Genomic DNA, 26945 nt, shown 5'->3' with positions numbered 1-26945 from the left:
GCTTTCGGCGTACCCCTGAATTGGTTTTCAGTAATCGGCGAAGATGGCGAACCCTCGCTCGGCGCAACGGCGATAGAAACCGGCCAGGACGACCAGCTCGGTGCGGGCGAAACTCCAGTGCGGCGCGTTGCCGGCGTCGTCACGCAGCGCGGCGAGCCGGTGATCGAGCCAGCGCAACTGCTGATCGGCCAGGCGGCCGCCCGCGATCGCGGTGCGCATGACCTCGGCGACGGTGTCGAAGGTGACCAGGTCGCCGAACTTGTCGTGGCCCTCGACGAAGCGTTCCAGGCCGCCGGCGATCCAGGCACACCCGTCCGGGTCGATCACCGGGTCCTCGTCCTCGGCGGCCGCGTCGGTGGCATACAGCACCCCCTCCAGACCCAGCAGGAGGTCGACCAGCTCGGTGTACGCGGTCGCGCGCACCGTGCCGGTCTTGGCGATGTGCAGCGCCAACGCACCGGTGGGTGCGGCGATCTCGGGGCGGTCGGCGATCGCTCCGAAGTCGACGAACTCGGCGGGTGCCACCGGGTCGTAGTACTGATTGGTCCGCGGCCAGTGCACCGCGACGTTGTCCAGGCCCTTGTCGTGCGCCATCGGGGCCACCCCTCCTCGACCTGCCTCACAGGGCTCATCCGCGGCGGCACCGATGGAACCCGCCACGTGACGTCCGGCCAACAACGGCCCGCGCGGGCGAGGTTACGACACCGGTGCGGGCGGTTGTCGAGCAGTGTCGCAGTGTGTGCCGGTCCGGCTCGGCAGGCGCGCCCGGCCTTCGAAACAGCCGCATCACTTGTTGTTGCGGTGGCGGGTAGTTCCGTGTAGGGGAACACGTGGGTGGCGGCCTCAATCGCGCTACGGGACTCTCAGGCGCCCTGAAGGGGTGCCGGACCCTCACCAACTCGTTCCAGCGGAGTAGAATCGACAGCGACCGGGAAAACTGTGTATGGCGGTGGGTCCAGCCACCATCGTCACGCTATGCGGTTTTTCCAGCCGATCACGATCCGCGGGCCGTCCGCGGCGACCGGCGCGCACGGTTCCACCGGTGGTCCGCTTCTTCCCGCGGTGTCATCTTCGGTCACCTGTCGCGCCCGGCTGCCGCCGGTTGCCCGCCAACCCCGTGCGGGCCTGTGCCGGCGCGAGAAAGTGGCCGAGGGTGTCAGAGAAGAAGCAGGAGTACGGCGCTGAGTCGATCACCGTGCTCGAGGGCCTCGAGGCGGTTCGCAAGCGTCCGGGTATGTACATCGGCTCCACCGGTGAACGCGGCCTGCACCACCTGGTCTGGGAGGTGGTGGACAACGCCGTCGACGAGGCGCTCGCCGGGTACTGCGACACCATCGACGTGATCCTGCTGGCCGACGGCGGTGTCTCGGTCACCGACAACGGCCGTGGCTTCCCGGTCGACCTGCACCCGCAGCTGAAGAAGCCGGGTGTCGAGGTCGCGCTGACCGTGCTGCACGCGGGTGGCAAGTTCGACGGCCAGGCCTACAAGGTGTCCGGCGGTCTGCACGGCGTCGGCGTCTCGGTCGTCAACGCGCTCTCCACCAGGATGGCTGTGGAGATCCACAAGTCCGGGTTCGTGTGGCGCCAGAAGTACGACGCCTCCAAGCCCAGCGAGCTGGTCAAGGGTGAGAGCACCGACAAGACCGGCTCCACGGTCCAGTTCTGGCCGGACCCGACGATCTTCGAGACGGTCGACTTCGACTTCCAGACCATCTACCGCCGGCTCCAGGAGATGGCGTTCCTGAACCGCGGGCTGACCATCAACTTCACCGATGACCGGCCGGACCAGGTCGACGAGAACGGTGAGCATCGCAAGGTCACCTTCATGTACGCGGGTGGCATCTCGGACTTCGTCCGCCACCTGAACGCGACGAAGAGCGCCATCCACAAGACCGTGATCGAGTTCGGTGCCGAGGCGCCCGAGGAGGGCATGGCGGTCGAGATCGCCATGCAGTGGAACGAGTCGTACGGCGAGTCGGTCTACACCTTCGCGAACCGCATCAACACGCACGAGGGCGGCACCCACGAGGAGGGCTTCCGCGCCGCGCTGACCAGCATCGTCAACCGGTACGGCGTGGAGAAGAAGTTCCTCAAGGCCGACCAGAAACTGTCCGGCGAGGACATTCGCGAGGGTCTCGCCGCGATCATCTCGGTGACCCTGGCGAACCCGCAGTTCGAGGGACAGACCAAGACCAAGCTCGGCAACACCGACATGAAGAGCTTCGTCCAGCGCGTCGCCAACGAGCAGCTGGCCGACTGGTTCGACCGCAACCCGGCGGACGCCAAGCTGATCATCACGAAGGCGGACCAGGCCGCGCGCGCCCGCATCGCCGCGCAGCAGGCTCGCAAGCTGGCCCGGCGCAAGTCGCTGCTGGAGTCCGGCTCGATGCCGGGCAAGCTGGCCGACTGCCAGTCCACCGACCCGCGCGAGACCGAGCTGTTCATCGTCGAGGGTGACTCGGCCGGCGGTTCGGCCAAGTCCGGCCGGGAGAGCCGGATCCAGGCGATCCTGCCGATCCGCGGCAAGATCCTCAACGTGGAGAAGGCCCGCATCGACCGGGTGCTGAAGAACAACGAGGTCCAGGCGCTGATCACGGCGATGGGCACCGGCATCCACGACGAGTTCGACATCTCGAAGCTGCGGTATCACAAGATCATCCTGATGGCCGACGCCGACGTCGACGGCCAGCACATCCAGACCCTGCTGCTCACGCTGCTGTTCCGCTTCATGCGCCCGATGGTCGAGCAGGGCCACGTCTACCTGGCCTCCCCGCCGCTGTACAAGATCAAGTGGAACAAGCGCGGTGACGACGCTCAGTACGCGTACTCGGACCGGGAACGCGACGGCCTGATCGCGCTGCGCCAGCAGAAGAAGGCGAACGCCAAGCCGGACGACATCCAGCGGTTCAAGGGTCTCGGCGAGATGAACTTCCACGAGCTGTGGGACACCACGATGAACCCGGACACCCGGACCCTGCGGCAGGTCACGCTCGATGACGCCGCGGTCGCGGACGAGCTGTTCAGCGTGCTGATGGGTGAGGACGTCGAGGCTCGGCGGTCGTTCATCCAGCGCAACGCCAAGGACGTCAGGTTCCTGGACATCTGAATTCCAGGCGCTGCCGTATCCACAGCGTGTACGTCATTTCCACAGTGTTATCCACAGCAGTATGCGAGCTTTGGCCAGCCTTGTCTGGTTTCACCTTGAGTAAGGGTTAATAGTGACTGACACTCCTGAACCCCCGAGCGGCGACGACATCCAGGACGACGCCGGCGGCGGTGTGAGCCAGCGCGTCGAGCCCGTCGGCCTCGAGGTCGAGATGCAGCGGTCGTACCTCGACTACGCGATGAGCGTGATCGTGGGCCGCGCGCTCCCCGACGTCCGCGACGGACTCAAGCCCGTGCACCGCAAGATCCTTTATGCGATGTACGACGCCGGGTTCCGCCCGGACCGCGGCTACGTCAAGTGCGCTCGCGTCGTCGGCGACGTGATGGGCAACTACCACCCGCACGGTGACTCGTCGATCTACGACGCGCTCGTCCGGATGGGGCAGATCTGGTCGCTGCGCTACCCGCTGATCGACGGCAACGGCAACTTCGGCTCGCCGGGTAACGACCCGCCGGCCGCCATGCGGTACACCGAGTCGAAACTGTCCCCGCTCGCCATGGAGATGCTGCGGGACATCGACGAGGACACCGTCGACATGCAGGACAACTACGACGGGCGGACCAAGGAGCCGACGATCCTGCCGGCTCGCTTCCCGAACCTGCTGGTCAACGGGTCCGAGGGCATCGCGGTCGGCATGGCCACCAAGATCCCGCCGCACAACCTGCGCGAGGTCGCCGCGGCGGTGCAGTGGTGCCTGGACCACCCGGAGGTGGACGAGGCGACCACCCTCGAGGCGCTGCTGGAGCTGGTGAAGGGGCCGGACTTCCCGACCTACGGCCTGATCGTGGGCCAGTCGGCGATCACGGAGGCGTACCGGACGGGCCGTGGCTCGATCCGGATGCGCGCGGTGGTCGAGGTCGAGGAGGACGCTCGGGGGCGTCCGTGCCTCGTGGTGACCGAGTTGCCGTACCAGGTGAACCCGGACAACCTCGCCGAGCGGATCGCCGAGCTGGTCAAGGAGGGCAAGCTCACCGGCATCGCCGACATCCGGGACGAGTCGTCCGGCCGTACCGGAATGCGCTTGATCTTGGTTTTGAAGCGCGACGCAGTCGCGAAGGTGGTGCTGAACAACCTCTACAAGCACACCCAGCTGCAGGAGACGTTCGGCGCGAACATGCTGGCGCTGGTGGACGGCGTGCCCCGCACGCTGAACCTGGCCCAGTTCATCCGCTACTACGTCGAGCACCAGATCGAGGTCATCCGCCGGCGGACCGCGTTCCGGCTGCGCAAGGCCGAGGAGCGCGCACACATCCTGCGCGGTCTGGTCAAGGCGCTCGACATGCTCGACGAGGTCATCGCCCTGATCCGGCGCTCGCCCACGGTGGAGGACTCGCGCCAGGGCCTGATGCAGCTGCTCGACGTCGACGAGGTCCAGGCGACCGCGATCCTCGACATGCAGCTGCGCCGGCTGGCCGCCCTGGAGCGTCAGCGGATCATCGACGAACTCGGCAAGATCGAACTGGAGATCACCGACCTCAAGGACATCCTCGCGAAGCCGGAGCGGCAGCGGGCGATCGTCTCCGAGGAGCTGGGGGAGATTGTCCAGAAGTTCGGTGATGAGCGGCGTACGCAGATCATCCCGTTTGACGGTGAAGTGTCCATGGAGGACCTCATCGCCCGGGAAGACGTTGTGGTGACCATCACACGAACCGGTTACGCCAAGCGCACCAAGGCCGACATGTACCGGTCGCAGAAGCGCGGCGGCAAGGGTGTCAGCGGTGCGAGCCTGCGCCAGGACGACATCGTCTCGCACTTCTTCGTCATCTCGACGCACGACTGGATCCTGTTCTTCACGAACAAGGGCCGGGTGTACCGGGCGAAGGCGTACGAGCTGCCCGAGGCGAACCGGGTGGCCAAGGGACAGCACGTCGCGAACCTGCTGGCGTTCCAGCCGGACGAGCACATCGCACAGGTCATCCAGATCCCGAACTACCAGGTCGCGCCCCACCTTGTGCTCGCCACCAAGAATGGCCTCGTGAAGAAGACGCGCCTGGAGGAATTTGACTCCAACCGCAGCGGTGGCATCATCGCCATCAACCTGCGGGAGGATGACGAATTGGTGGGCGCGGCGCTGGTGGCCTCCGAGGACGACCTGTTGCTGGTCTCCAAGAAGGCCCAGGCCATCCGGTTCAACGCCACGGACGACGCACTGCGCCCGATGGGCCGCGCGACCTCCGGTGTGATCGGCATGCGCTTCGGTGACAACGACGAGCTGCTCGCCATGGAAGTCGTGCGCGAGGGCATGGATGTGTTGGTCGCCACCGATGGTGGGTATGCGAAGCGCACACCGATCGAGGAGTATCCGGTGCAGGGCCGTGGTGGCAAGGGGGTGCTGACCGCCAAGATCACGGAACGTCGTGGTGGACTTGTCGGCGCTCTCGTGATCAGCCCGGAGGATGAACTGTTTGCCATCACCAGCAATGGTGGTGTCATCCGGACTCCCGTGAAGCCTGTACGGCGCACACGGGATCGGAACACAATGGGGGTCAAGCTGATGGACCTCCCAGAAGGTGTAACCATCGTGGCGCTTGCTCGCAATGCCGACGAGCCTGACGAACAGGACTAGTTGATGCCGGAGACACAGGCGAAGTCGGGGGGCCCCGGGAGCTCAGCGACTCCGGACGATGCGGCCAAGAAGGACGCCGCCGCATCGAACGGTCGTGAGACCCCAGGGCGCGCCGCTGTCCCCGCCGATGCCCCGTCCCCGCCCAAGTTCACCCGTGCGCCGGGCATGCCCGCTCCGCCGAGTGAGCCCGGTGCCGGCACCGACGGCACCACCGAGGCCAAGCGGCCGGGTGGCCCGTCGGTGGTGAAGGGCTCGGCCTCCGTGCCGGTCGTCACCAAGGGCAAGGGCGCGGCGCCCGGGACACCGGCCGCCCGCACGGGGACGCCGGCGGCGCCCCCGTCCGCACCCCCGCGGCCCGCGGGCGCGGCCACACCCACGGCACCCGGCGCCGCCAAGCAGCGCACCGGCCCGGGCACCGCGACGGGCGCCGCCGCCGTCGGCGCCGCCCGCGTCTCGGAAGCGGTCCGCTCGGCCCGCTCGACGGTCACCTCGGCCGCCGCGCGCGGCCCCCGCCGGGCCCGGCTCAACCTGAAGCGCATCGACCCCTGGTCGGTGATGAAGTTCGCGTTCGCCGTGTCGATCGTGCTCTTCATCGTGGTCGTCGTCGCGACGTCCGTGCTCTACCTGGCCCTCGACACGATGGGCGTCTGGAGCTCGGTCAACACCAGCCTCAAGGACCTGGTGACCGCCAGCGGCGGCTCCGACACCGGCACCAGCAACCCGTTCCAGGTCACCGCCTGGGGCGTCATCGGCACGTCGATGCTGATCGGTGCGGTCAACGTGGTTCTCTTCACCGCGCTGGCCACTCTGGGCGCCTTCATCTACAACGTCTGCGCCGACCTGGTCGGCGGCATCGAGCTCACCCTCGCCGAGCGCGACTAGACGATCCCCGTCGGGTTGCGAGCCACCCCCGCTTTGGAGGCTCGCAACCCGATGCGGTAACGTTCCCTTCGCAGTTGAGGGGGCTATAGCTCAGTCGGTTAGAGCGCAGAGCTGATAACTCTGAGGTCGCTGGTTCGATTCCAGCTAGCCCCACGAGCTGGTGGGCGGTCTCTGTCCGCCAACTTCGGCGGACCGGGCCAGCTCGTCATGCTTTCTCCGGGGGCCGAGCCCCCGGACACCCCGCGATTTAGTGGTTGCGCTCCGAGTTCAACTCGCGCCTGGTGAGGTTTTCGATGCTCAAGAAGCTTCTGATTGTGGCCGCTGTGGTCGGCGCTGCGGCTTTGGTTGTGAAGAAGGTCAAGGAGTCCAGCGACGAGCGGGCTCTGTGGCACGAGGCAACCACGTCCCCTGACCTTCGATAGGGTCGGGCTTCGGCAGGGGGCCCTAGCTCAACTGGCAGAGCACCGCCTTTGCAAGGCGGGGGTTAGGGGTTCAAGTCCCCTGGGCTCCACAAAAAACTGCTCTTGACCTGCGGCGGAGCAATTTCAAGATCGTTGGGCACAAGCTGGGCACAACTCAGGTTGTGCCCTTCTGTGTGAGGGCGGTTTGCAGGATCGCCCCGACGATGCCCCGGACGCGGTCCTGGCGGGGCCAGAAGTGAACGTAGATCTCCAGCGTCGTCTTGAGGTTGGCATGCCGTAGCAGCCGCTGCACCTCCTTGGCATCGACATGGTTGGCGATCAACCGGGTGGCATAGAAATGCCGCAAAGCCTGGAAGCCGCCTTGCTTCGGATCGGCCGGCCATCCCGCCTTGGTCCGCCACTTGACCCACTCGCCGGACCAGGTCCGATCGGTGAAAGGGTTGCCATGGACGGTCGTGAAGTACAGCGGTACCAGCCGCCGGACCGGGTCACGCCCCGTCAGATCAAGCATCTCGACTTCCACCGGGGCGTACTTCTGCGAGCGAAGCTGGAGCCGATACGGATAAGTCTCTCGGTTTGCGGACCGGGAGGCTTTCGTCATTCCCGGGGTAGCGTTCGGCTCCCTCGCGAGCCTTTGTTCCGGCCGGGGAGTCCGCGGACCTGTTTCGAACAAAGGGGAAGACGGCTACCGGCCGGCCCCACCGGCTGCCGATGGGTCGTTCGGCAGCGTCGGACGGGGCGGGGGAAGGTCCTGGGTGAGAAAACGCCGGGGATCTTTGGTCTACTGGCTCGGTGCGTCGCCGTTCTGCCCTCACCCTTTTTGCCCTCGCCGGGTTGGCCGGCTGCTCCGAGCCCGGTGCTGCTGTGCCGGTGCCGAGTAGTGAGCCGTCCACGGCCGACTATCAATGGCCACGCTGGGAGTCCGGCCTCGGTGCCGGCTTCTGTTTCACCCTGGTTGAGGACCTGACGCCGGCCGAGGTCGTTGAGCGGCTCGGCGGCGAGGAGCTGGAGCGGGTCGAGTGGTTGCGGCTGGTTGCGGCGGGGGACGGGGAGCAGGCCGGGGCTGATCGGTACTTCCTGGGAGTCGCTCGGATCGACGACTGGTCGGTGATCGTCGAGGACAACGGGTCGCTGGGAGTCACTCAGCGGCTCGTCAGCCCGCTTTCCCGTGACGGGCGGGTATTGGCCTACCGCGGGGACGCTGAGGGTGCGGGACGGCTGCTGGTGTTGCGGAACGGCGATCTCGAACTGGACTTCGACTCGCGGCAGCCGGATCGGTGGGGTGGGCTGCGGCCGGGTGACTACATGCCGGCGATGCGGGCGGCGGGGCTTCTCGGCGGTAGCACCGTGACGCATCCCACGGGACCGGCGCTGGCGTTCCTGGCCGGGCAGACCGGGGTCTCGCTGACCCGGGAGTTGCTCGCTGAGAGAACGTACCTGCTGGTCACCGTTCCGAAGGTGTAGGTGCGGATATGCCCGCTCTTCAGTGTCGGGTGTTATCCACAAAGGAATGACAGAGCACTGCACAGCACAGGTCATGCGGTTAGCCTGCGACTCGTGACCGAACGAAGACGGGCCGCCGCCGTGATCGTGCGTGACGGCCGTGTGCTGATGGTGCACGAGCGCAGCCGGCGATCCGGTGGCGGTGAGTGGTGGACTCTGCCGGGCGGTGGGCTACGCCCGGGCGAGACGGCCGAGGAGGCGCTGCGGCGGGAGGTCTTCGAGGAGACCGGCCTGGTTGTCAGCGACGCACGCTACGTGCTCGAGATGCCCTATCCGTCGGGCATGACGTCGGTGTTCACGGTGACCGTGGCCGACGGCGAGCCGCGGGCCGGTCAGGACGACGGGTCCGGGCCCGAGCCGCTCGGGGTGGACTGGTTGCCGGTCCCCGAGCTGCCGATCGAAACCCGGGGCGTGCCGGTGCCACCGCTGATGGTCGTGCTGCCGACGGCCGACGCGGTGCCGAAACAGCGTCAGACGGCTGACGCGGCGCCGAAACAAGGTCCGACGACCGAGGCTGCGCCGAAACAAGGTCAGACGACCGAGGCTGCGCCGAAACAAGGTCAGACGACCGAGGCGGCGCCGAAACAAGGTCAGTCGGCTGACGCGGCGCCGAAACAAGGTCCGGCGACCGAGGCGGCGCCGACACAAAGTCAGACGGCTGAGGCGGTGCCGGAGCAGCGTCAGGCGCTCGGCGCGGAGTCAGACAGCTCCGGCAGGACGGCAGCGGTCGAAGGCAGAACAGCGGTCTCCGACGGTGCCGGCACCACCGTGGAGGAGACGGCCCGGCGCCGCTCAACGACGAAGTAGGCGCAGGACACGGCGTAACCGACGGCGAGCACCAGGGCCAGGAGCCGCACGGGCCGGGTGGCGAACGGCATGAGGGCGGTGGCGCTCAGCGACCAGCAGGCGAGCAGCACCGAGTTGACGGTGTCGTGACGGCTCCAGCCGCCGGCCGACCGCCGCCGTGCCTGCCGCTGGATCTCGGTGACGAGCGAGTGCGCCATCCCGGTAGCGAGCAGCCCGAGCAACAGGGTCGCGAAGATCGAATGATGACCGCCACCGACGGCGACCAGCGCTGTGGCACCGGTCAGCAGAGCCAGCCCGCTGACGGTCCCGATGCGCGCTTTACGACGATCCTCCACAACCTCTTATGCTCGGCATGATCCGGTTCAAACTGAGGAACTCAGGTGAGCTGGTTGATCCGCACCATGTTCCCGGCGGGGTCGCGGAATGCGCAGTCGCGAATACCGTACGGCTGATCGGCCGGCTCCTGGACGACCTCCGCCCCGCTGGCCTGAACCCGCTCGAAGGTGTCCTCGAGGTCGGACGAGCCGAGCACGATCCCCGCATACGTCCCCTTCGCCATCAGCTCGGCGATGGTCCGGCGCTCGTCGTCGGTGATGCCCGGGTCGGCGGCCGGCGGATGCAGCACGATCGAGGTCTGCGGCTGGTCCACCGGTCCCACCGTGATCCAGCGCATGGTTCCGTAGCCGACGTCGTTGCGCACCTCGAACCCGAGCGCGTCACGGTAGAAGGCGAGCGACTTGTCGGGGTCGTCGGCGGGCAGGAAGGCCGAGTGAATGGTGACAGTCATGCCGACGATGCTAGGTCCGTCCGGGTCGGGGCCACTTCTCGATTCCTGATCGGTCGCATCACCTGTTTGGCGAGGCATCCGGGAATACCGGCAGCCTCACCGGCACCCAGCTTGCGGTAGGCGCTCGGCGAGATGCCGACCAGCTCGGAGAAGCGGGTGCTGAACGTGCCCAGCGACGAGCACCCGACCGCGAAGCAGACCTCGGTCACCGACATGTCGCCGCGGCGCAGCAGCGTCATCGCCCGTTCGATGCGCCGGGTCATCAGATAGCTGTACGGCGACTCGCCGAACGCGGCCCGGAACTTGCGGCTCAGGTGACCGGCCGAGAGGTGGACGCTGCGCGCGAGAGCCTCCACGTCCAGTGGCTGGGCGTAGTCACGGTCGATCCGGTCGCGGACCCGCCGGAGCAGGACGAGTTCACGCAGGTGCGGGTCGTCGGTTGCACCGCTCACCAGCGAAGCGTAACCGGGGTGCGAGGATGTCGGACATGATGGGAAGCCTCCAGACCGAATCCGCCCAGTCCCGCCTCGACCTGCTCGCCCCGCCGGTCGCCAAGGCTCTGGCGGTCTGGCCGGCCGAGGCGCCGATCGACGCCGACCAGGTGCTGGTGGCACCGATCGATCCGGGCCTGGCCGACACCGCGGCGTTCTGCGAGGCGTACGGCGTGAGCCTCGCCGAGTCCGCCAACTGCGTGATCGTCTCCGGTAGCCGTGGCGGTGTCACCAAGTACGCCGCGTGCATCATCCTGGCCACCACCCGCGCCGACGTGAACGGCGTCGTCCGCCGTCACCTGGACGTCCGCAAGGCGAGCTTCGCCGCGATGGACGACGCGGTCAGCCTGACCGGAATGGAGTACGGCGGCATCACTCCGATCGGCCTCCCCGCCGACTGGCCGATCCTCGTCGACTCCCGCGTCGCCGCCACCCCGCACGTGATCATTGGCTCCGGTGTCCGGCACAGCAAGATCGCGATCGCCGGCCCGGCACTGGGTGCCCTCCCCGGCGCCGAGGTCATCGAAGGCCTGGCTCGCTGACGCTCGTCGATGTCGTTCCACGTGAAACGACATCGACCGGCGTCACAGACCCGCTTCGACGGCCTCTCGGCGCGCGATCTCCTCGAACGCCGCGAGCAGAGTGGCCGGCTCCTGCGCGCCCTGCACCGCGTACTTCCCGTCGATCACAAACGTCGGGACACTGGTGATGCCGAGCTCGCGCGCCTGATGAAGATCGGTCTCCACCGCGCTGGTCCCGGCGTCCGACTCCAGATAGGCGAGGGCCGCCGCCTCGTCCAGCCCGATCGAACCGGCGATCCGTGCCAGCGCGGGCACCGAGCCGACGTCGACGCCGAGTGTGAAGTGCGCCCGCTGCAGCGCGTCCAGCACGTCGGCCTGTCGTTCCAGGGTCGCGCCCCACGCGACCAACCGGTGCGCCGCGAACGTGTTGGCCGCGATAGCCTGGTCGAAGTCCAGCGTCAGCCCGTCACCGGCCGCGATCGCGGTCACGTGGGCGAACATCTCCTCGGCTCGCGAAGTGCCACCGAACTTCTCGGCCATCACCTGCTTGATCGGCAGAGGGGACGGCACGGGTGCCGGGTCCAGCTGGTAGGCCCGATAGGTCACCGTGACGGTGCCGTCGAAATCCGCGAGCGCCTTCTCCAGCCGCCGCTTGCCGAGGTAGCACCACGGGCAGACGACGTCGGCCCAGACCTGGACATCCACGTCACCTCACCCCGGCGGACTGCTCGGCGACCTGCCGTTTCAAGCGGGCCAGGATCGCGGTGCCGCCACGTACCCGCAGCGGGCTGATCGCCTGGGCCAGCCCCATCCGTGCATAGAGATCATCCGGCACCGACAGCACCTCAGCGGCGCCGGCTCCGGCCAGGCCCTCCGCCAGGATCCCCGCGAACGCCCGGGTGGTCGGAGCCTCCGGTGGGCAATCGAAATGCGACACGACGGTGCCGTCCGGCTGCACCACAGCCTTCAGGAAGAACTGTGTCTGACACTCCGGGACCTGCTCCATGCCCTCGTGCCCGGCGAGATCGGCAGGCAGCGGCGGGACCGCGTCGGCGAACTCCAGCAGCATCTCCAGCACCACATCGCGCGGCGCGGAGGCGAACTCGTCGACGATCTCGGCCAGCTTCGGCGGCATGTCAGTCACGGTTCCGACCCTACGTCGCGCCCTCCACACACGCCGACCATGGAGATCCAGGCGACTTTCTCACGCATCTTTCAGGGGTACGGAAATCGCGCCCCGCCGAGCAGGACCCGCGACCCGCCTGCCACCCCCAGCCTGTGCCGCGACCGCCGGGCGGAGATCGGTGGCCGGGCGACCCGCGGTGCGGAACGAGGGCAGGGCAGCGAAGTCCGATACTCAGGCGGCGGCCGTGTTCGGCAGCAGGGCCACGTCGCTGAGACTGAGGATGCCGACCACCTTGCGATCGGCGTCGCACACCAGGAGCCGCCGGACACCACGGGATCGCATCGCCTGAACCGACTCCTCGATCGTGGCGCTCTGCTCGATCATGATCAGTTCACGGGAGGCGATGGCGCCCAGCGTGGTCGTGGACGGCGACAGCCCTTCGGCGATCGCCCGCACCACGATGTCCCGGTCGGTCACCACACCGGCCATGGTCGGGCCGCGGGTCACCACCACGTCGCCGATCGCCTGATCGCGCATGACCTGGGCGGCCTCGTCGAGCGGCGTGTCCTCCGGCAGATAGATCACCCGTCGGGTCATCGCGTCCGCGACCAGCCTCACCATGCCCCTGCCGCTCCTCCGACTCAGAAGTGACATGGTTACCCGAGCTCCGCCGTGATCACACGCGCGATGTCCACAAGGGGCACCTCGTCCCTGCCTCCGGTCGACCGATCGCGCAGTTCCGCGTACCCCTCTGAAAGACGGCGCCCGACCACGACGGACCGTGGGATGCCGATCAGCTCGGCATCGGTGAATTTGACCCCGGCCGAGACGTTGGGCCGGTCGTCGACGAGAACCCGGACCCCCGCCCTGGCCAGCGTCGCGCCCAGCGACAGCGCCGCCTCCACCTGGCCGTCCCGCCCCGCCGCGACGATGTGCACGTCGGCCGGCGCGATCGCGGCCGGCCAGATCAGACCGCGCTCGTCGGCGTGCTGCTCGGCGATCGCCGCGACGGCCCGCGACACCCCGATGCCGTAACTGCCCATCGTGGGGCGCACCGGTTTGCCGTCGGAGCCGAGCACGTCCAGGCCGAACGCGTCCGTGTAGCGACGGCCGAGCTGGAAGATGTGCCCGATCTCGATCCCCCGTCGCATGGTCAGCGAGCCGGCGCCGCACGACGGGCAGGTGTCGCCGGCGCGCACCTCGGCGGCCTCAATCGTGCCGTCCGGGGTGAAGTCGCGCCCGGACACCACGTTGGTCGCGTGCCGGCCGGACTCGTTCGCCCCGGTCAGCCAGGCGGTGCCGGGAGCGACCCGCGGATCGGCCAGATAGCGGACCTTGAGGTCCTGCGGGCCGATGTAGCCCTTGACCAGGTCGGGGCGGGACGCGAAGTCGTCGAAGAGGGTCGCGGTGGCCGGGGCCAGCGCGGCGTTGAGCCGCTTGAGGTCGACCTCGCGGTCGCCGGGCACGCCGATCGCGAGCAGCTCGTCCGGCCGGCCGGGGTGGTGGACCGTCACCACGACGTTCTTCAGGGTGTCGGCCGCGGTCCAGTCGGTCCGCCCGGCCAGCTCCTGTGCGTTCGCGAAGTCCACCAGCGACGCGATGGTCGGCGTGCCGGGAGTGTCGTGCGCCTGCAGCGCCGGAGCGTCGAACGGCCGGGACGCCGGCGCGGGTGTGACGACCGCCTCGGTGTTCGCGGCGTAGGAGCACGCGGTGCAGCCGACGAACGTGTCCTCGCCCACCTCGGCCGCTGCCAGGAACTCCTCGGATGCCGAGCCGCCCATCGCACCGGACACCGCCGAGACGATCGTGTGCTCCAGCCCCAGCCGCGAGAAGATCCGCTGGTAGGCGGCGCGCATCGTCGCATACGCCGAGACCAGGCCGTCGTCGGTGAGGTCGAACGAGTAGGCGTCCTTCATCAGGAACTCCCGGCCGCGCAGCAGACCGCCGCGGGGACGGGCCTCGTCCCGATACTTCGTCTGGATCTGGAAGAGCACGAGCGGAAAGTCTCGATAGGACCCGGTCATGTCCTGCACGAGCAGGGTGAACATCTCCTCGTGCGTGGGCGCGAGCAGATAGTCGGCGCCACGGCGGTCCTTCAGCGTGAAGATGTCCTCGCCGTACTCCGTCCAGCGGCCGCTGGTGTCGTAGGGCTCACGGGGCAGCAGCGCGGGGAACGAGACCTCCTGGCCCCCGGCCGCTGTCATCTCCGCGCGGATCACGTCGGTGACCCGGTCGAGCACGAGCTTCCCCAGTGGCAGCCAGGTGTAGCCGCCCGGCGCGGCACGGCGGACGAAGCCGGCGCGCAGGAGGAGCCGGTGACTCGGCACCTCCGCGTCCGCCGGCTCCTCGCGCAGGGTTTTGAGCAGCAAGCTGGACATTCGAAGCAGCACGGGAACGAGCCTAGGGATCGGGTACGACGAACGCACCCGCATAACCCCGTGTCGCCAGCATCACGTTCAGTTCATTCGCCGTCGGTGGAAAGCTGGGCCGCATGACCTGGCGCAGCTTCGTGGCCATGGGTGACAGCTTCACCGAGGGCATGTGCGACGAGTACCCGGACGGCACCTACCGGGGATGGGCCGACCTCGTGGCCGCACGACTGGCGGTCGACTCCGGCCCCGACTTCGGATATGCCAACCTCGCGATCCGCGGCCGCCTTCTCGACCAGGTGCTCACCGAACAGCTCGAGCCGGTCCTGGCGATGCGGCCCGGCCTGGTGAGCTTCGCGGCGGGCGGCAACGACGTGCTCCGCCCACGCGTGGACCTGCCGGCGCTGCTCGGACGGGCCGAGCGGGCCGTCGAGCGGATCCGGGCGACCGGCGCCGACGTGGTCCTCTTCCGGTTCGCCGACGTGGCCGCGCACATCCCGGGCGGCCAGCGGATGATCGCGCCGCGGGCGGCCCTGCTCAACGACGGCATCCGGGACATCGCCGCGCGGCAGGGAGCACACCTCATCGACCTCTTCGCCGACGACGCGTTCCTGCACCGCGAGATGTGGAACGAGGACCGGCTGCACCTGTCCGCGGCCGGGCATCGCCGGGTCGCCGGGCACGTGCTGGCCGCGCTCGACGTCGGCGTCCAGGAGGACTGGATGCTGGTCCCACCGGCGCCGCAGCCCACGCCGTGGCGGCTGGCACGCAGCGCCGACCTGAAGTGGGCACGTGAGCACCTGGCCCCGTGGGTGACCCGGCACCTGCGCGGGCAGTCGTCCGGTGACCTGATCACGGCGAAGCGCCCGGCGCTCGCCCCGATCAGTGACTAGAAAGCGCTAGCGTGACAGACATGTCCGTTCCGAACGATCCGGCGCAGGCGCTAGAGGCGTACGCGCATCCCGACAAACTGGTCACCACCGAGTGGCTCGCCGAGAACCTGGACACACCCGGCCTGGTCGTCGTCGAGTCGGACGAGGACGTGCTGCTCTACGACACCGGGCACATCCCGGGCGCGGTCAAGGTGGACTGGCACCTCGAGCTCAACGACCAGATCACCCGTGACTACCTGGACCCGGCCGCGTTCGCCGCGATGTGCGCGGCCAAGGGCATCGGCCGGGACGACACGATCGTCTTCTACGGCGACAACTTCAACTGGTGGGCGGCGTACGCGCTCTGGGTCTTCAGCCTCTTCGGCCACCGCGACGTGCGCCTGCTCGACGGCGGCCGCCAGAAGTGGGCGGCCGAGGGCCGCACGCTGACCCGGGACAAGACCACCCGCCCCACCGCGGAGTACCCGGTTCCGGTCCGCAACGACACCGCGATCCGGGCGTTCCGTGACCAGGTGATGGGCCACATCACCAGTGGGCGGCCGCTGGTCGACGTCCGGTCGCCGCAGGAGTACACCGGTGAGCTGACCCACATGGAGGCGTACCCGCAGGAGGGCGCGCTGCGCGGCGGCCACATCCCGGGTGCGGTGAGCAAGCCGTGGAAGTCGGCGGCCAACGACGACGGTTCCTTCAAGCCGCACGACGAGCTCGTCAAGATCTACCGCGACGAGCTGGGCCTGGAGTCGGCAGACGACATCATTGCGTATTGCCGGATCGGCGAGCGGTCCAGCCACACCTGGTTCGTCCTGCACCACCTGCTGGGATACCCGCAGGTCCGCAACTACGACGGCTCCTGGACCGAGTGGGGCAACCTGGTGCGCGCCCCGATCGTCAAGGGCACCGAGCGCGGCGGATTGAGCTGAATCGAAACGGTGCCGTCTGAAAAGCGGCACCGTTTCTGTCAGTGGATCACGGTAGCGTGCACGCCCGTGAGCAACACGTTCCAGGTCGACCTGCGGGGCATCGTCGATCTGCTCAGCCACCACCTCTACGCGAGCCCCCGCGTCTACGTCCGCGAGCTGCTGCAGAACGCCGTGGACGCGATCACCGCGGTCGGCCCGGAGCACGCCGGGCGCGTGGAGATCGTCACCGGCGACACGCTGCGGATCAGCGACAACGGCATCGGTCTCACCGAGGCGCAGGTGCACGAGCTGCTGGCCACCATCGGGCGCAGCTCCAAGCGCGACGAGCTCGGTTTCGCCCGGCACGAGTTCCTCGGCCAGTTCGGCATCGGGTTGCTCTCCTGCTTCATGGTCGCTGACGAGATCCGGGTGCACACCCGGCGTGGTGACGCGCCGCCGGTCCTCTGGACCGGTTTCTCCGACGGTCGCTACGCGGTCGGCCCGGCCGAGGACCGCGAGCCGGGGACCACGGTCACCCTGCTGCCGCGCCGCGGCGCCGAACAATTCTTGACGAGTACGACGGTGACCGAACTCGCCCGGCAGTACGGCTCGCTCCTCCCCGTCGAGGTGACCGTCGACGGCCGGGCGACCACCGGCGGCGGACTGCCGTGGGAGCTGCCGCACGCCGACCGGATGGCCTGGGCGGAGCGGACCCTCGGTTTCCGCCCGTTCGACGTGATCGAGCTGGACGTGCCGGCGGCCGGGCTCACCGGCGCCGCCTTCGTCCTGCCCACCCCGGTCAACCCCGCGAGCCGCGGCGGTCACCGGGTCTATCTGAAGCGGATGCTGCTCGCCGAGAGCGTCGAGGGCCTGCTGCCGGAGTGGGCGTTCTTCGCCCGGTGCGTGGTGGACAGCGCCGAGCTGCGGCCCACCGCGAGCCGCGAGTCGCTCTACGACGACGGCCAGCTCGCCGAGACGCGGGAGGCGATCGCCGACCAGATCCGGGGCTGGCTGGTCCGGCTCTCCGCGACCGATCCGCGCCGGCTCGGCGAGTTCCTGCGCGTGCACCACCTCGCCGTCAAGGCGCTGGCCCTGCACGACGACGAGATGCTGCACCTGGTCGAACAGTGGTACCCGATGCGTACCAACATGGGCGAGATCACCCTCGCCGAGTTCCGCGAGCGCTTCGGCACGCTGCGCTACGCCGCCACCGACGACGAGTTCCGGCAGCTGGCCGCCGTCGCCGCCGCCCAGGACGTCGGCCTCATCAACGGTGGGTACGTGTACGACGCCGACCTGATCGAGCGCCTCGCCGCCACCGACCCGCAGACCACCGCGGAACGCCTCGACCCGGCCGACCTGACCACCCGGTTCCTGCCGCTGGACGCCGAGACCGAGCTGCGCCTGCGCCCGTTCCTGGCGATCGCGCAGCGGCGTCTCGACCGGCTCGGCTGCGAGGTCGTGGTCCGCGCGTTCGACCCGGTCACCCTGCCCGCGCTCTACCTGGTCAGCCGCGCCGCCGCGTTCCAGGAGGAGTTCACCGCGAGCCGCGACCAGGCGGACGACCTGTGGGGCGGCGTGCTCGACGCGCTCTCCCGCACGGTGCCGACCGACCGCCCGCAGCTCGTCCTGAACCACCGGAATCCGCTGGTCCGCCGGGTTGCCGCACTCGCCGACGCCGAGCTGGCCGGCCTGGCCGTCGAGTCGCTGTACGGGCAGGCGCTGATGCTCGGCCACCACCCGATCCGGCCGTCCGACGCCGCGCTGCTCACCACGTCGTTCCTCGGTCTGCTCGACCGCGCCGTCCCTGGGGAGGACTCCTGATGAAGACCGCCGAGGAACTCCGTGACCTGCTCCACGAGGCCGGCCAGTTGCCGTACGGCGCCGCTCAGATCGCCCTGATCGAGCAGGTTTTGCGGCACGTGGACACGGCCGGCGTTCCCGAGCTGGCGTTCCGCACCCGGTTGCTGGCGACGAACGCGTACATCTACGGCGGCGAGCCGGTGAAGGCGTTCCCCACCTTCTCCTGGTGCGTCGCCGACTTCGACCGCAATCCCGCGCCCTACCACCAGCGGTGGATGCACAGCCTGCTCTGGCTGTTCAAGACCATGGTCAACTCGTTGACCGACTTCCCCGAGGTGCCGCTGGCCAGGACGTACGCGGTGCTCGACGACATGGAACGGCGCTACCGGGAGGGCGGACACGGCCTGCAGGCCGTCTACAAGCACCGCTACCTGGTCGCCCGGCACGTCGGTCACCTCGAGGAGGCGGACGGCTGGTTCGAGAAGTGGCAGGCGACGCCGCGCGACTCGCTCTCGGACTGCGCCGGCTGCGACCCGACGACCCTGGTTCGCTATCTGAAGAGCCGCGAGCGGTGGGAGGAGGCCGTCGACCGGGGCGTGGCCACGCTCGCCGAGGATCTGGACTGCACCGAGCAGCCGCAGGGCATCCTCAGCGAGCTGATGGTGGCGTACCTGAAGACGGGCCGCCCGGACGAGGCCGCCGACGCCCACCGCCGGGCCTACCTGATCGAGCGGAACAACCTGGCCGACCTGTGGGGCATCGCCGAGCACATCCGGTTCTGCACGCGGACCGGCAACGAGCACCGAGGCCTGGAGATCTTCCAGCGGCACGTCGACTGGCTGGACCGGGCGCCCTCGCCGGCCGCCGCGATGCATTTCTCGGCGGCGGGTGCCGCGCTGCTGCGCCGGATCACCGAGCTGGGCCACGGCGACTCGCCGATCCGCCGTAGCGGCCACGACGACGTCACCGCCGCGGCGCTGGCCGAGGAGCTGGCGGCAGCGGCGGCCGAGCTGGCCGGCCGGTTCGACGCCCGTAACGGCACCGACCGGCAGAGCACGCTGATCAGCGAGACGCTCACCGCGAAGCCGTACGACGTCCAGCTGACGCTGTCGGCGACCGCCCGGCGGACCGTCGCGCCTTCCCCCGGGGACGAGCCGAAGGAAGAGCAGGCAGCGGAGCCGATCGAGGTCCCGCAGCTCTCCGCCGCCGAGCTGCTCGACCTGGCGGAGAAGCGCTGGGAGGAGGACGAGCGCGAGGCCATGGTGGCCGTCGTGGACGCCTTCGAGGAGCGGTTCCCCGAGCCCGAGGACGCCGCGCTCGCGGCACGGCTCTGGCGGCTCCGTGGCGAGCGAGCCCGTGCCGACGACGGGGACACCGCCATTGAGCTCTGGGAACGCGCCGCCGACCGCTACGAGCAGGCGGGCGAGCCGGGGAAGGCGCTCAAGATGCGGGCGCAGATCGGCCTGCAGCGCGGGTTCAGCGGAGCGCCCGAGGAGGGGATCGCCGCCGCCGAGGCCGATGTGGCGTACCACGACGAGCACGGCGAGCCGAAGGACCGCGCCGGTGCCTGGCTGCGGATGTCCCGGCTCTACCTGATGTCGGGCCGGGTCGACGAGGCCAACGAGGCCGGCGACCGTGCCGACGAGCACGCCGCCGAAGCCGGGAGCGACGCGCGCCGGCTCGCTCATCACGCCCTGGTACGGGCCCAGAACCGGGGCGCGGCGCACCGCCACGACGAGGCGCTGGAGTCCGCCCGGTCCGGGTGGGACTTCTACCGCGAGCACGGCCCGGCGACGATGAGCGCCTTCGCCGCGGCGGTCACGGGTCAGTACAGCGACGACCCCGAGCTGACTGTCACCGCGCTCGACGAGGCGCTGGCCGCCGGTGTCATGGGCGCCGAGCTCAACGCCCGGGTCCAGCGCGCGCGTGCGCTGATGCGGCTCGATCGAGCCGACGCCGCGATCGACGACCTGGTCGAGGCGGTGGCGCTCTGCGCCGAGCAGGGACTCGACCAGGGCGGCACCTTCGCCCGGCAGGACCTCGCCCAGGCCTACCGGATGGCCGGCCGTCTCGCGGAGGCGGTGGAGGTGGCCGAGGAGGCGCTGCTCGGCTTCGAGCGGCTCGGGTTCGAGGAGCCCGCCAACGACACCCGGTTCCTGCTGGCCGGTCTCTACCGTGATCTCGGCGACATCAACCGCGCGCTGACCGCGTTCCGCGACCTGATCGAGAGGCTCGCCGACAACCCGGCCGGCCGTGGGCAGATCGGCGAGGAGGCCGGTGCGCTCCTCTACGACCTGGACCGCGACAGCGAGGCGGCACTGACGTTCCGGGCGGCCGGCGAGGCCCTGCGGGAGTCCGGTGACCCGGTCGGCGAGCTGCGGTTGCTGCGCCGCCGGCTGATGGCCCACCACTACGCTGACGAGGTCGAGGAGGCCGAGGAGGTCATCCGTCTGGCCGCCGAGCGCTATGCCGAACTCCCCGATGACCTGGCCGAACAGCCGGGAGTCCGGTGGGGCCGGTCCATTTTCGCCTTCGAGGTCGGTAATCTCCTGATGCGCGGAGAGCGCTACGCGGAGGCGGTGCCGCACCTGCGCGGTGCGCCCGAGCGGCTGCGGGAGATCGGTGCCGGCGACGACGCGGACCGGGTGGCCGGGATGCTCGCCGAGGCGCTGCTGCGGTCCGGATCGGCCACCGAGGCACGCGAGATCCTCGAGGCGGTGGTGGCCGGGATGCGCCCGGACGCACCGGCCCGGAACTGGGCCACCGAGCTGCTCGAGGAGGCCCGCGCAGCCGGAAAATAGGCTGAACGACCGTTAAGTACGGGCTTGACATCGGGTTACAGTTGCCGAGTGACGACGGTTGAACAGCGGCACCGGACGACCCCGCCGGCGCCCCGGCGGCGGTCGCGCCGCGACGAGATCCTGGAGATTGCGGTGGGACTCTTCGCGTCCCGCGGCTATCACGGCGTTTCCATGGACGACATCGGCTCCGCCGCCGGCGTCACCGGCCCAGCCCTCTACCACCACTTCGCCGGCAAGGAGGCGATGCTGGTCGCCGCGCTGATCCCGGTCAGCGAGGGCCTGCTGGAGGGTGGGCAGGAGCGGGTCGCCCGGCATCCCGAGGAGGCCGAGGCGGCGCTCGCCGACCTGATCGACTTCCACGTGGACTTCGCGCTGGCCAACCCCGCGGTGATCGCTCTGCACCTGCACGAGCTGGATCGCCTCCCGGACGAGCCGCGCCGGCAGATCCGCCGGCTCCAGCGGCTCTATGTCGAGGAGTGGGTCGGTGTGCTGTCCCGGGTGCGCCCCGAGCTGGAGGCGGCGGAGGCGCGGGTGCTGGCGCACGCCGCGTTCGGCCTCATGAACTCGACGCCGTTCCTCGGTGGCGAGGTGGAGCGGCGCCGGCGGGCCGACCTGCTGCGCGACGCGACCATCCACGCCCTAACCGGCCACTAACCAGCGTGTGAACTTCAGCCCCGCTCCGCACCCGAAAGCCACACGCAACGAGCTGCGCTCCGCACCCGAAAGCCACACGCTAGTAGGGGCGAGCACATCGGCAGCACCGGACGGACAGGAGACCCCTGCCGGGCGGTGAACGAACCGAGAGAAAGAGCGCCATGATCGAGTCGCTTCTCATCGCCAACCGGGGCGAGATCGCCCGCCGGATCATCCGGACCGCGCGCCGGCTGGGGATCCGGACGATCGCGGTCCACTCGGAGGCCGACGCGGAGATGCCGTTCGTCGCCGAGGCGGACGAGGCGATCTGTGTTGGCCCGGCCAACCCGGCCCAGAGCTACCGCAACACCGAGGCCATCCTGGCCGCCGCCAAGTCGAGCGGCGCGCAGGCCATCCACCCCGGCTACGGCTTCCTGAGCGAGAACGCGGACTTCGCCCGTACGGTCGAGGCCAACGGCCTGATCTGGGTCGGACCCGGCGCCGACGCGATCAGCGCGATGGGCGACAAGATCAACGCCCGGAACCTGATGGCCGCAGCGGGTGTGCCCGTCGCGCCCGGCACCCAGGAGCCGGCGGCGACCGTCGAGGCCGCCCTGGCTGCGGCCGGCGAGATCGGTTTCCCGGTGATGGTGAAGGCCGCCGCCGGCGGTGGCGGCATGGGCATGGCGGTCGCGAACGACGAGGCCGGCCTGCGTACGGAGTACGACAAGGTCCGCGCGTTCGCCGAGCGGATGTTCGGCGACGGCTCGGTGCTGATCGAGCGCTACTTCCCCCGGGTCCGCCACGTCGAGGTGCAGATCCTCGGGCTGGCCGACGGCCGGGTGATCGCCCTCTCCGAGCGGGAGTGCTCGGTGCAGCGCCGGAACCAGAAGCTGGTGGAGGAGGCGCCGTCCCCCGCGGTCGGCCCGGAGCTGCGGGCACGACTCCTGGCAGCAGCCGCGAAAGCCGGCGAAGCGGTCAACTACCGCAATGCGGGCACAGTGGAGTGTCTGCTCGACCCGGCCTCCGGCGAGTTCTTCTTCCTGGAGATGAACACGCGGCTCCAGGTCGAGCACCCGATCACCGAGATCATCCACGGTGTCGACCTCGTCGAGCAGCAGCTGCGCATCGCGTCCGGCCTGGCGCCCAATGTGGACCTGGAGCGGCCCACCACGGGTCACGCCATCGAGCTGCGGATCAACGCCGAGGACCCGAAGCGTTTCCTGCCCGGCCCCGGCAAGGTCGCGACCTGGGAGGAACCGGCCGGCGAGGGCGTACGGGTCGACTCCGGGTATGCCGAGGGCACCACGGTCACCCCCTTCTACGACTCGCTGATGGCGAAGCTCATCCTCTCCGGCGCCGACCGGGACGAGGCGATCGCCCGAGCCCGTGCCGCGGTGGCCGGCTTCCGGATCGCCGGCCCCAAGAACAATCTGCCGTTCTTCGCCGAGCTGCTGGAGAACGAGGAGTTCCTCTCCGGTGACTACGACACCGGCATCGTCTCCCGGATGAGGTGAGCTGACTCATGAGCACGGTCTCGATCCGTGAGGTGGCACCCCGGGACGGCCTGCAGAACGAGGACCCGGTGCCGGCCGACGCGAAGGTACGGCTGATCGACGCGCTGAGTGAGACCGGTGTGCGCCGGATCGAGGCCGTCTCGTTCGTGCATCCCAGGGCGATCCCGCAGATGGCCGACGCCGACGAGGTGTGGTCGCGGGTGCACCGCCACCCGGATGTGCGTTACTCGGCGCTGATCCCGAACACCCGCGGGGCACAGCGGGCCATCGCCGCCGGTTTCCGGGAGATAGAGGTGGTGGTGTCGGCCAGCGACACCCACAACCGGCGCAATCTCAAACGGTCGACCGAGGAGTCGCTGGACGACATCGCTCAGCTGATCCCGCTGGTGCACGACGCGGGCGCGACGCTCGAGGTGATCGTCGCGACCAGCTTCGGCTGTCCCTACGAGGGCGACATCGATCCGGACCGGGTGGCGGGCATCGTGGCTCGCGTCCGCGCCGACGGCGCCGATCGCATCGCCTTCGGCGACACCACGGGCATGGGAACTCCGCGCCGGGTGCGTGATCTTCTCTCGGCCGTGCGCCCGGACCTTCTCCACTTCCACAACACCAGGGGTACGGGTCTCGCGAACATCCTGACCGCCCTGGAGCTGGGGATCACCGAGTTCGACGCCAGCGCGGGTGGGCTCGGTGGGTGCCCGTACGCGCCGGGCGCCTCCGGGAACGTGGCCACCGAGGAGGTGGTGCACATGCTCCACGACATGGGCGTGGACACCGGAATCGACCTCGATCGTCTGATCGAGGCGGCTGAGCTGGCCGAGAAGATCGTAGGACGCCCGTTGCCGTCCGGCGTTCTGCGCGCCGGTCCGCGAACTCGGACGGTGTGATTCTCGCCCCTATTCCTGCGATCATTTTTCTGATTTGTCCGCGTGACTTCCGGCTCGCCCCCGTCGTTACCAATACCGAGTGGCCAATATCGCCTGTTCCGCCTCATGCGGACCAAAACCGGCGTATAAGGCGTCAACGACGAGGGGTGAATCATGGCGGGCTGGGAGGTCGAGCGCGAATCGCGCACGGCGTGCCGTCCCGCGGCGATCGCCCGCGGCGACTCCGCGCTCATGCCGTCCCCAACCCAGGGGGCGGAGCGGCGGCCGGAGCGCCGCGCGGGACGCACCGGTTCCCGGTGGGTCCTGCGTGCACTCGTGGTCGGTGGCCTGGCCGGTGCGGCCTGGCTGCTCACCGGCTCCGCCGCACACGCGGCCGACCCTGACTCCGAGCCGTCCGGCTCGCTGCTCGGGTCCGCGCTGCACAGTGTCGCGACGGTGTCCGGAGATGATGATGCTGCAGTCGGCGGACTCCTGAAGGCGGCCGTCCAGCCGCTGGAGTCCGCATCGAAATCCCACCGGCGCCACGCTGTGACGTCGATCCTCACAGCGCCGGAACGGGTGCTGTCCGGGCCGGTCGGGACGCTCGACGAGGTCGTGCACGACGGAACCGCGATCGATGCGGGACCCGTCGGCAAGGTCCTGCGCACGGTGATCGCCCCGCCGCGTACCAGCGGCGGAACGGCGGATGACCGGACGCGGACCGAGCCGGCGGAGAACGCCGCGGATCCCGTGACCGAGCCGGAACCGGCGGAGATCACGCCGGACGAATCGCCGGCGGATGTCACGCCGGCGACCGGTGGCACGAACGCCCGGAAAGGCGCCGAGCGCGCCCGGGTGACGGTGTCGCCGGAAACGCTCGCCGCGGCGGGCAACAGCACTCAGGTCTCGCGGACCACGGCCGCTGTCAAGCGGATCCGGCACGCGGAGACCACCCCCGGGTCCCATGTTCAACGGCACATTCCGGCCCTCCGGCCGGTAACGCCGGAAACGATTCGCGAGGAGCCGCCCGGAGACGGGCCGGAGCCGGTGCGGATGAACCTCGGGGCAGTCAGCGGCATCCCGGCCGGAGCGTCGGGATCGTCTCCGGAGGTCGGCTCGGCAGCCGTCCTCCCGGCCCGGGTCGCGAACGGTGCGGTGGACTTCCAGCTGCGCCGGCCCGCACCCGAGGTCGAGGTCCGGCGTCACGACGCCGAGGCACCGACCGTCTCACCTGACTAGTGAGGGCACCGGCGGCCACCATCCTCCCGGCCGTCGCACCCACCGGCGCTCCGATTCCTCACCCGCCTGCGCACAGGCGGCGAATCGCGGACAGCCCAGGTAATCACTTCACCGCTGCTCGAAGCGCCGGCAAAAGGGGCGCGTGTCGACAGGCGGGGTCAGGGCCGGAGAAAACGAGCCAGGGCACCGCTGCGCCCAAAAACAGAGGTTCCCGGAACCATTTCTAATTGAATATCGGAATCAATTCTGACCATTGCGAAAGGCTTCTCTTTCTTATGAAGAAGACGTGGGTTCGTAAGACTCTGAGCGTCGGCGTCCTGGCCGCCGGTGCCCTGCTGCTCGCCCCGGCTGCGGCCGCGCAGGCCGACGTCGACCAGACGGCCGCCTACAACGGGGGCATCCTCAGCGGCAACAACGTCGCCATCCCGATCAACATCCCGGTGAACGTGGTCGGCAACGGCATCGGCGTGCTCGGTTACGCCGACGCTCGTGGCGCGGGCTACAACTACATCCAGGAGAGCGGCCACAAGGGCGGCGCCGGTGACGTCGGCCAGGTCGCGTACGGCAACTCCGGCATCGGGTCCGGCAACAACGTCGCGGTCCCGGTCAACATCCCGATCAACCTCACCGGCAACGCCGTGTCCGTGATCGGTGGGTCCCGCAGCTACGGCGTCAGCGGGAACTACATCGAGAGCACCCGCGCTGAGCACGGTTGCTGCGACAGCGACCGCGGCTTCGGCCTCGGCCCGGGCGTGGGCACCGTCAGCCAGGTCGCGTACGGCAACGGCGGCTTCATCTCGGGCAACAACGTCGCCGTTCCGATCAACGTTCCGATCAACGCGTGCGGCAACGCGATCGCGGTGATCGGATTCGCGCAGGGCACGGGCGTGTGCAGCAACCACATCGGTTCCGTCCGCCGGGGCAAGGTCTACCTCGAGGGCAAGCATGCCGAGAACGGCTGCTGCGACAGCGACCGCACTCGCGTCCGTGCCCGTGGCGTCGCCGGCGTGAGCCAGGTCGCCGCCGGTAACCGGGGCATCGTCAGCGGCAACAACGTCGCCGTTCCGATCAACGTTCCGATCAACGCGTGCGGCAACGCTCTCGGCGCCCTGCTCGGCTCCGCGTCGTCGTACGGCGTCTGCTCCAACAGCATCGGCGCGAGCACCAGCAACGACGTCCGCCGGGTTCGGGTCATCCGCCCGGGCCAGCAGAAGCCGGTCTACGTCGTCGGTGACGACGTCATCGGTGACAACGGCCACCGCCCGCACGGCAACTACCCCGGCAACGGTGGCAAGGACCGTGACAAGGACTACGACGACGACAAGGGCTACGGCCAGAAGGACAAGGACGACGACGTCCGCGGCGACCAGGGCTACAACGACCAGGACGACATGGGCGACGTCCGTGGCGACCAGGGTTACAACGACCAGGGCGACGTCCGCGGCGACAAGGGTTACGGCGGCGAGAAGCCGGCCAAGTACGGCGACAAGGGCGGTCGCATGACCGAGAAGTCCCTGGTCGACGACCTCGGTGGCATCGGCACCGGCGGCCTCGGCGGCTTCGACCTGCTCCAGGCCGTGCGCTGACCCAGCGCACTGACCCTGCTCACTGAAGCAGAGTTCACTGAAGCGCGAAACGGGAGTCCTCGCATCCG

General features: G+C 69.3%; 24 protein-coding genes, 2 tRNA genes and 1 pseudogene. 18 read left to right on the top strand and 9 right to left on the bottom strand.

What is annotated here, in order from left to right; translation table 11 throughout:
* Positions 1 to 27: 27 nt before the first annotated feature.
* A complete protein-coding gene (locus AB0M02_RS30315; protein ID WP_364232906.1) occupies positions 28 to 594 on the bottom strand; it encodes a hypothetical protein in 567 nt (188 codons plus the stop codon).
* Between the two features lie 559 nt (positions 595 to 1153).
* Between AB0M02_RS30315 and gyrB the strand changes: the two genes are divergently transcribed.
* From gyrB to AB0M02_RS30285, 6 genes are all read left to right on the top strand, one after another.
* Positions 1154 to 3106 carry a DNA topoisomerase (ATP-hydrolyzing) subunit B gene (gene gyrB / locus AB0M02_RS30310; protein ID WP_364232903.1) on the top strand — a complete coding sequence of 651 codons (1953 nt, stop codon included), beginning with the start codon at positions 1154 to 1156 and terminating at the stop codon, positions 3104 to 3106.
* A 148-nt stretch (positions 3107 to 3254) separates the two neighbouring features.
* Positions 3255 to 5732: a DNA gyrase subunit A gene (gene gyrA, locus AB0M02_RS30305; protein WP_364233291.1), complete on the top strand. Its 2478-nt coding sequence runs from the start codon at positions 3255 to 3257 to the stop codon at positions 5730 to 5732.
* Between the two features lie 3 nt (positions 5733 to 5735).
* Positions 5736 to 6614: a DUF3566 domain-containing protein gene (locus AB0M02_RS30300; protein ID WP_364232901.1), complete on the top strand. Its 879-nt coding sequence runs from the start codon at positions 5736 to 5738 to the stop codon at positions 6612 to 6614.
* Positions 6615 to 6693: 79 nt separating this feature from the next.
* A tRNA-Ile gene (locus AB0M02_RS30295) sits at positions 6694 to 6767 on the top strand.
* A 140-nt stretch (positions 6768 to 6907) separates the two neighbouring features.
* Positions 6908 to 7036 carry a DLW-39 family protein gene (locus AB0M02_RS30290; protein ID WP_364232899.1) on the top strand — a complete coding sequence of 43 codons (129 nt, stop codon included), beginning with the start codon at positions 6908 to 6910 and terminating at the stop codon, positions 7034 to 7036.
* A gap of 16 nt (positions 7037 to 7052) precedes the next feature.
* A tRNA-Ala gene (locus tag AB0M02_RS30285) sits at positions 7053 to 7125 on the top strand.
* 65 nt (positions 7126 to 7190) lie between these two features.
* On the opposite strand, the gene AB0M02_RS30280 is transcribed toward AB0M02_RS30285, so the two are convergent.
* The gene (locus AB0M02_RS30280) at positions 7191 to 7559 is read right to left on the bottom strand and encodes a tyrosine-type recombinase/integrase (RefSeq protein WP_364232896.1); all 369 of its coding nucleotides are present in this window, start codon (positions 7557 to 7559) and stop codon (positions 7191 to 7193) included.
* A 269-nt stretch (positions 7560 to 7828) separates the two neighbouring features.
* Here AB0M02_RS30280 and AB0M02_RS30275 point away from each other — a divergent pair, with 269 nt between their 5' ends.
* Complete coding sequence (locus AB0M02_RS30275; RefSeq protein ID WP_364232894.1) at positions 7829 to 8500, top strand: DUF6461 domain-containing protein; 672 nt, start codon at positions 7829 to 7831, stop codon at positions 8498 to 8500.
* Positions 8501 to 8920, top strand: a pseudogene (locus AB0M02_RS30270) (NUDIX hydrolase); the annotation flags it as partial.
* A 299-nt stretch (positions 8921 to 9219) separates the two neighbouring features.
* On the opposite strand, the gene AB0M02_RS30265 reads toward AB0M02_RS30270, so the two are convergent.
* The 3 genes from AB0M02_RS30265 to AB0M02_RS30255 are packed head-to-tail and all read right to left on the bottom strand — an operon-like array spanning position 9220 to position 10585.
* Complete coding sequence (locus AB0M02_RS30265) at positions 9220 to 9681, bottom strand: hypothetical protein (protein WP_364232891.1); 462 nt, start codon at positions 9679 to 9681, stop codon at positions 9220 to 9222.
* Between the two features lie 41 nt (positions 9682 to 9722).
* Entirely contained in the window at positions 9723 to 10133 is a 411-nt protein-coding gene (locus tag AB0M02_RS30260; RefSeq protein WP_364232888.1) for a VOC family protein, read from the bottom strand.
* Positions 10130 to 10585 carry a helix-turn-helix transcriptional regulator gene (locus AB0M02_RS30255; RefSeq protein WP_364232886.1) on the bottom strand — a complete coding sequence of 152 codons (456 nt, stop codon included), beginning with the start codon at positions 10583 to 10585 and terminating at the stop codon, positions 10130 to 10132. Before AB0M02_RS30255 ends, AB0M02_RS30260 begins: the two co-directional genes overlap by 4 nt.
* Positions 10586 to 10623: 38 nt before the next feature.
* Here AB0M02_RS30255 and AB0M02_RS30250 point away from each other — a divergent pair, with 38 nt between their 5' ends.
* Complete coding sequence (locus AB0M02_RS30250; RefSeq protein ID WP_364233288.1) at positions 10624 to 11166, top strand: YbaK/EbsC family protein; 543 nt, start codon at positions 10624 to 10626, stop codon at positions 11164 to 11166.
* Between the two features lie 42 nt (positions 11167 to 11208).
* Here AB0M02_RS30250 and AB0M02_RS30245 read toward each other — a convergent pair whose 3' ends face one another.
* The 4 genes from AB0M02_RS30245 to AB0M02_RS30230 all read right to left on the bottom strand — a co-directional run bounded on the left by AB0M02_RS30245 (position 11209) and on the right by AB0M02_RS30230 (position 14661).
* The gene (locus AB0M02_RS30245) at positions 11209 to 11850 is read right to left on the bottom strand and encodes a DsbA family oxidoreductase (RefSeq protein WP_364232884.1); all 642 of its coding nucleotides are present in this window, start codon (positions 11848 to 11850) and stop codon (positions 11209 to 11211) included.
* A 1-nt stretch (position 11851) separates the two neighbouring features.
* Positions 11852 to 12289, bottom strand: a complete 438-nt coding sequence (locus tag AB0M02_RS30240; protein WP_364232883.1) for a SufE family protein — start codon at positions 12287 to 12289, stop codon at positions 11852 to 11854.
* Between the two features lie 213 nt (positions 12290 to 12502).
* Positions 12503 to 12892, bottom strand: a complete 390-nt coding sequence (locus tag AB0M02_RS30235) for a CBS domain-containing protein (protein WP_364232881.1) — start codon at positions 12890 to 12892, stop codon at positions 12503 to 12505.
* Between the two features lie 35 nt (positions 12893 to 12927).
* Positions 12928 to 14661: a proline--tRNA ligase gene (locus AB0M02_RS30230; protein ID WP_364232879.1), complete on the bottom strand. Its 1734-nt coding sequence runs from the start codon at positions 14659 to 14661 to the stop codon at positions 12928 to 12930.
* Between the two features lie 101 nt (positions 14662 to 14762).
* On the opposite strand from AB0M02_RS30230, the gene AB0M02_RS30225 reads away from it, so the two are divergent.
* The 9 genes from AB0M02_RS30225 to AB0M02_RS30185 all read left to right on the top strand — a co-directional run bounded on the left by AB0M02_RS30225 (position 14763) and on the right by AB0M02_RS30185 (position 26877).
* A complete protein-coding gene (locus tag AB0M02_RS30225; RefSeq protein ID WP_364232876.1) occupies positions 14763 to 15533 on the top strand; it encodes an SGNH/GDSL hydrolase family protein in 771 nt (256 codons plus the stop codon).
* A 20-nt stretch (positions 15534 to 15553) separates the two neighbouring features.
* Positions 15554 to 16453 carry a sulfurtransferase gene (locus AB0M02_RS30220; RefSeq protein ID WP_364232875.1) on the top strand — a complete coding sequence of 300 codons (900 nt, stop codon included), beginning with the start codon at positions 15554 to 15556 and terminating at the stop codon, positions 16451 to 16453.
* 66 nt (positions 16454 to 16519) lie between these two features.
* Positions 16520 to 18256 (top strand): HSP90 family protein, encoded by a 1737-nt coding sequence (locus AB0M02_RS30215; protein ID WP_364232873.1) that lies wholly within the window; start codon positions 16520 to 16522, stop codon positions 18254 to 18256.
* On the top strand, positions 18256 to 21036 hold the full coding sequence (locus tag AB0M02_RS30210) for a tetratricopeptide repeat protein (RefSeq protein WP_364232870.1): 2781 nt from the start codon (positions 18256 to 18258) through the stop codon (positions 21034 to 21036). The genes AB0M02_RS30215 and AB0M02_RS30210 overlap by 1 nt, the downstream gene beginning before the upstream one ends.
* Positions 21037 to 21084: 48 nt before the next feature.
* Entirely contained in the window at positions 21085 to 21690 is a 606-nt protein-coding gene (locus tag AB0M02_RS30205) for a helix-turn-helix domain-containing protein (protein ID WP_364232867.1), read from the top strand.
* A 161-nt stretch (positions 21691 to 21851) separates the two neighbouring features.
* Entirely contained in the window at positions 21852 to 23186 is a 1335-nt protein-coding gene (locus AB0M02_RS30200) for a biotin carboxylase N-terminal domain-containing protein (RefSeq protein ID WP_364232866.1), read from the top strand.
* 8 nt (positions 23187 to 23194) lie between these two features.
* Complete coding sequence (locus AB0M02_RS30195) at positions 23195 to 24073, top strand: hydroxymethylglutaryl-CoA lyase (RefSeq protein ID WP_364232863.1); 879 nt, start codon at positions 23195 to 23197, stop codon at positions 24071 to 24073.
* Positions 24074 to 24226: 153 nt separating this feature from the next.
* Positions 24227 to 25291, top strand: coding sequence for a hypothetical protein (locus tag AB0M02_RS30190; protein ID WP_364232861.1), 1065 nt, complete (start codon positions 24227 to 24229; stop codon positions 25289 to 25291).
* Between the two features lie 275 nt (positions 25292 to 25566).
* The gene (locus AB0M02_RS30185; protein WP_364232859.1) at positions 25567 to 26877 is read left to right on the top strand and encodes a chaplin; all 1311 of its coding nucleotides are present in this window, start codon (positions 25567 to 25569) and stop codon (positions 26875 to 26877) included.
* Positions 26878 to 26945 lie beyond the last annotated feature (68 nt).

Origin of the sequence: Actinoplanes sp. NPDC051861 (assembly GCF_040681145.1) — a bacterium.
Lineage (GTDB): Bacteria > Actinomycetota > Actinomycetes > Mycobacteriales > Micromonosporaceae > Actinoplanes.
Note: the sequence above shows the minus strand (reverse complement) of the source record. Positions and strands in the feature narration are given on the sequence as shown.

What these genes read in the sequence shown, in the direction of transcription:
- AB0M02_RS30220 (WP_364232875.1), top strand. Translation starts at nt 15,554, where the DNA reads ATGTCCGTTCCGAACGATCCGGCGCAGGCGCTAGAGGCGTACGCGCAT.
- AB0M02_RS30250 (WP_364233288.1), top strand. Translation starts at nt 10,624, where the DNA reads ATGGGAAGCCTCCAGACCGAATCCGCCCAGTCCCGCCTCGACCTGCTC.
- AB0M02_RS30235 (WP_364232881.1), bottom strand. Translation starts at nt 12,892, where the DNA reads ATGGTGAGGCTGGTCGCGGACGCGATGACCCGACGGGTGATCTATCTG.
- AB0M02_RS30200 (WP_364232866.1), top strand. Translation starts at nt 21,852, where the DNA reads ATGATCGAGTCGCTTCTCATCGCCAACCGGGGCGAGATCGCCCGCCGG.
- AB0M02_RS30300 (WP_364232901.1), top strand. Translation starts at nt 5,736, where the DNA reads ATGCCGGAGACACAGGCGAAGTCGGGGGGCCCCGGGAGCTCAGCGACT.
- AB0M02_RS30315 (WP_364232906.1), bottom strand. Translation starts at nt 594, where the DNA reads ATGGCGCACGACAAGGGCCTGGACAACGTCGCGGTGCACTGGCCGCGG.
- AB0M02_RS30185 (WP_364232859.1), top strand. Translation starts at nt 25,567, where the DNA reads ATGAAGAAGACGTGGGTTCGTAAGACTCTGAGCGTCGGCGTCCTGGCC.
- AB0M02_RS30290 (WP_364232899.1), top strand. Translation starts at nt 6,908, where the DNA reads ATGCTCAAGAAGCTTCTGATTGTGGCCGCTGTGGTCGGCGCTGCGGCT.
- AB0M02_RS30190 (WP_364232861.1), top strand. Translation starts at nt 24,227, where the DNA reads ATGGCGGGCTGGGAGGTCGAGCGCGAATCGCGCACGGCGTGCCGTCCC.
- AB0M02_RS30260 (WP_364232888.1), bottom strand. Translation starts at nt 10,133, where the DNA reads ATGACTGTCACCATTCACTCGGCCTTCCTGCCCGCCGACGACCCCGAC.
- AB0M02_RS30210 (WP_364232870.1), top strand. Translation starts at nt 18,256, where the DNA reads ATGAAGACCGCCGAGGAACTCCGTGACCTGCTCCACGAGGCCGGCCAG.
- AB0M02_RS30195 (WP_364232863.1), top strand. Translation starts at nt 23,195, where the DNA reads ATGAGCACGGTCTCGATCCGTGAGGTGGCACCCCGGGACGGCCTGCAG.
- AB0M02_RS30225 (WP_364232876.1), top strand. Translation starts at nt 14,763, where the DNA reads ATGACCTGGCGCAGCTTCGTGGCCATGGGTGACAGCTTCACCGAGGGC.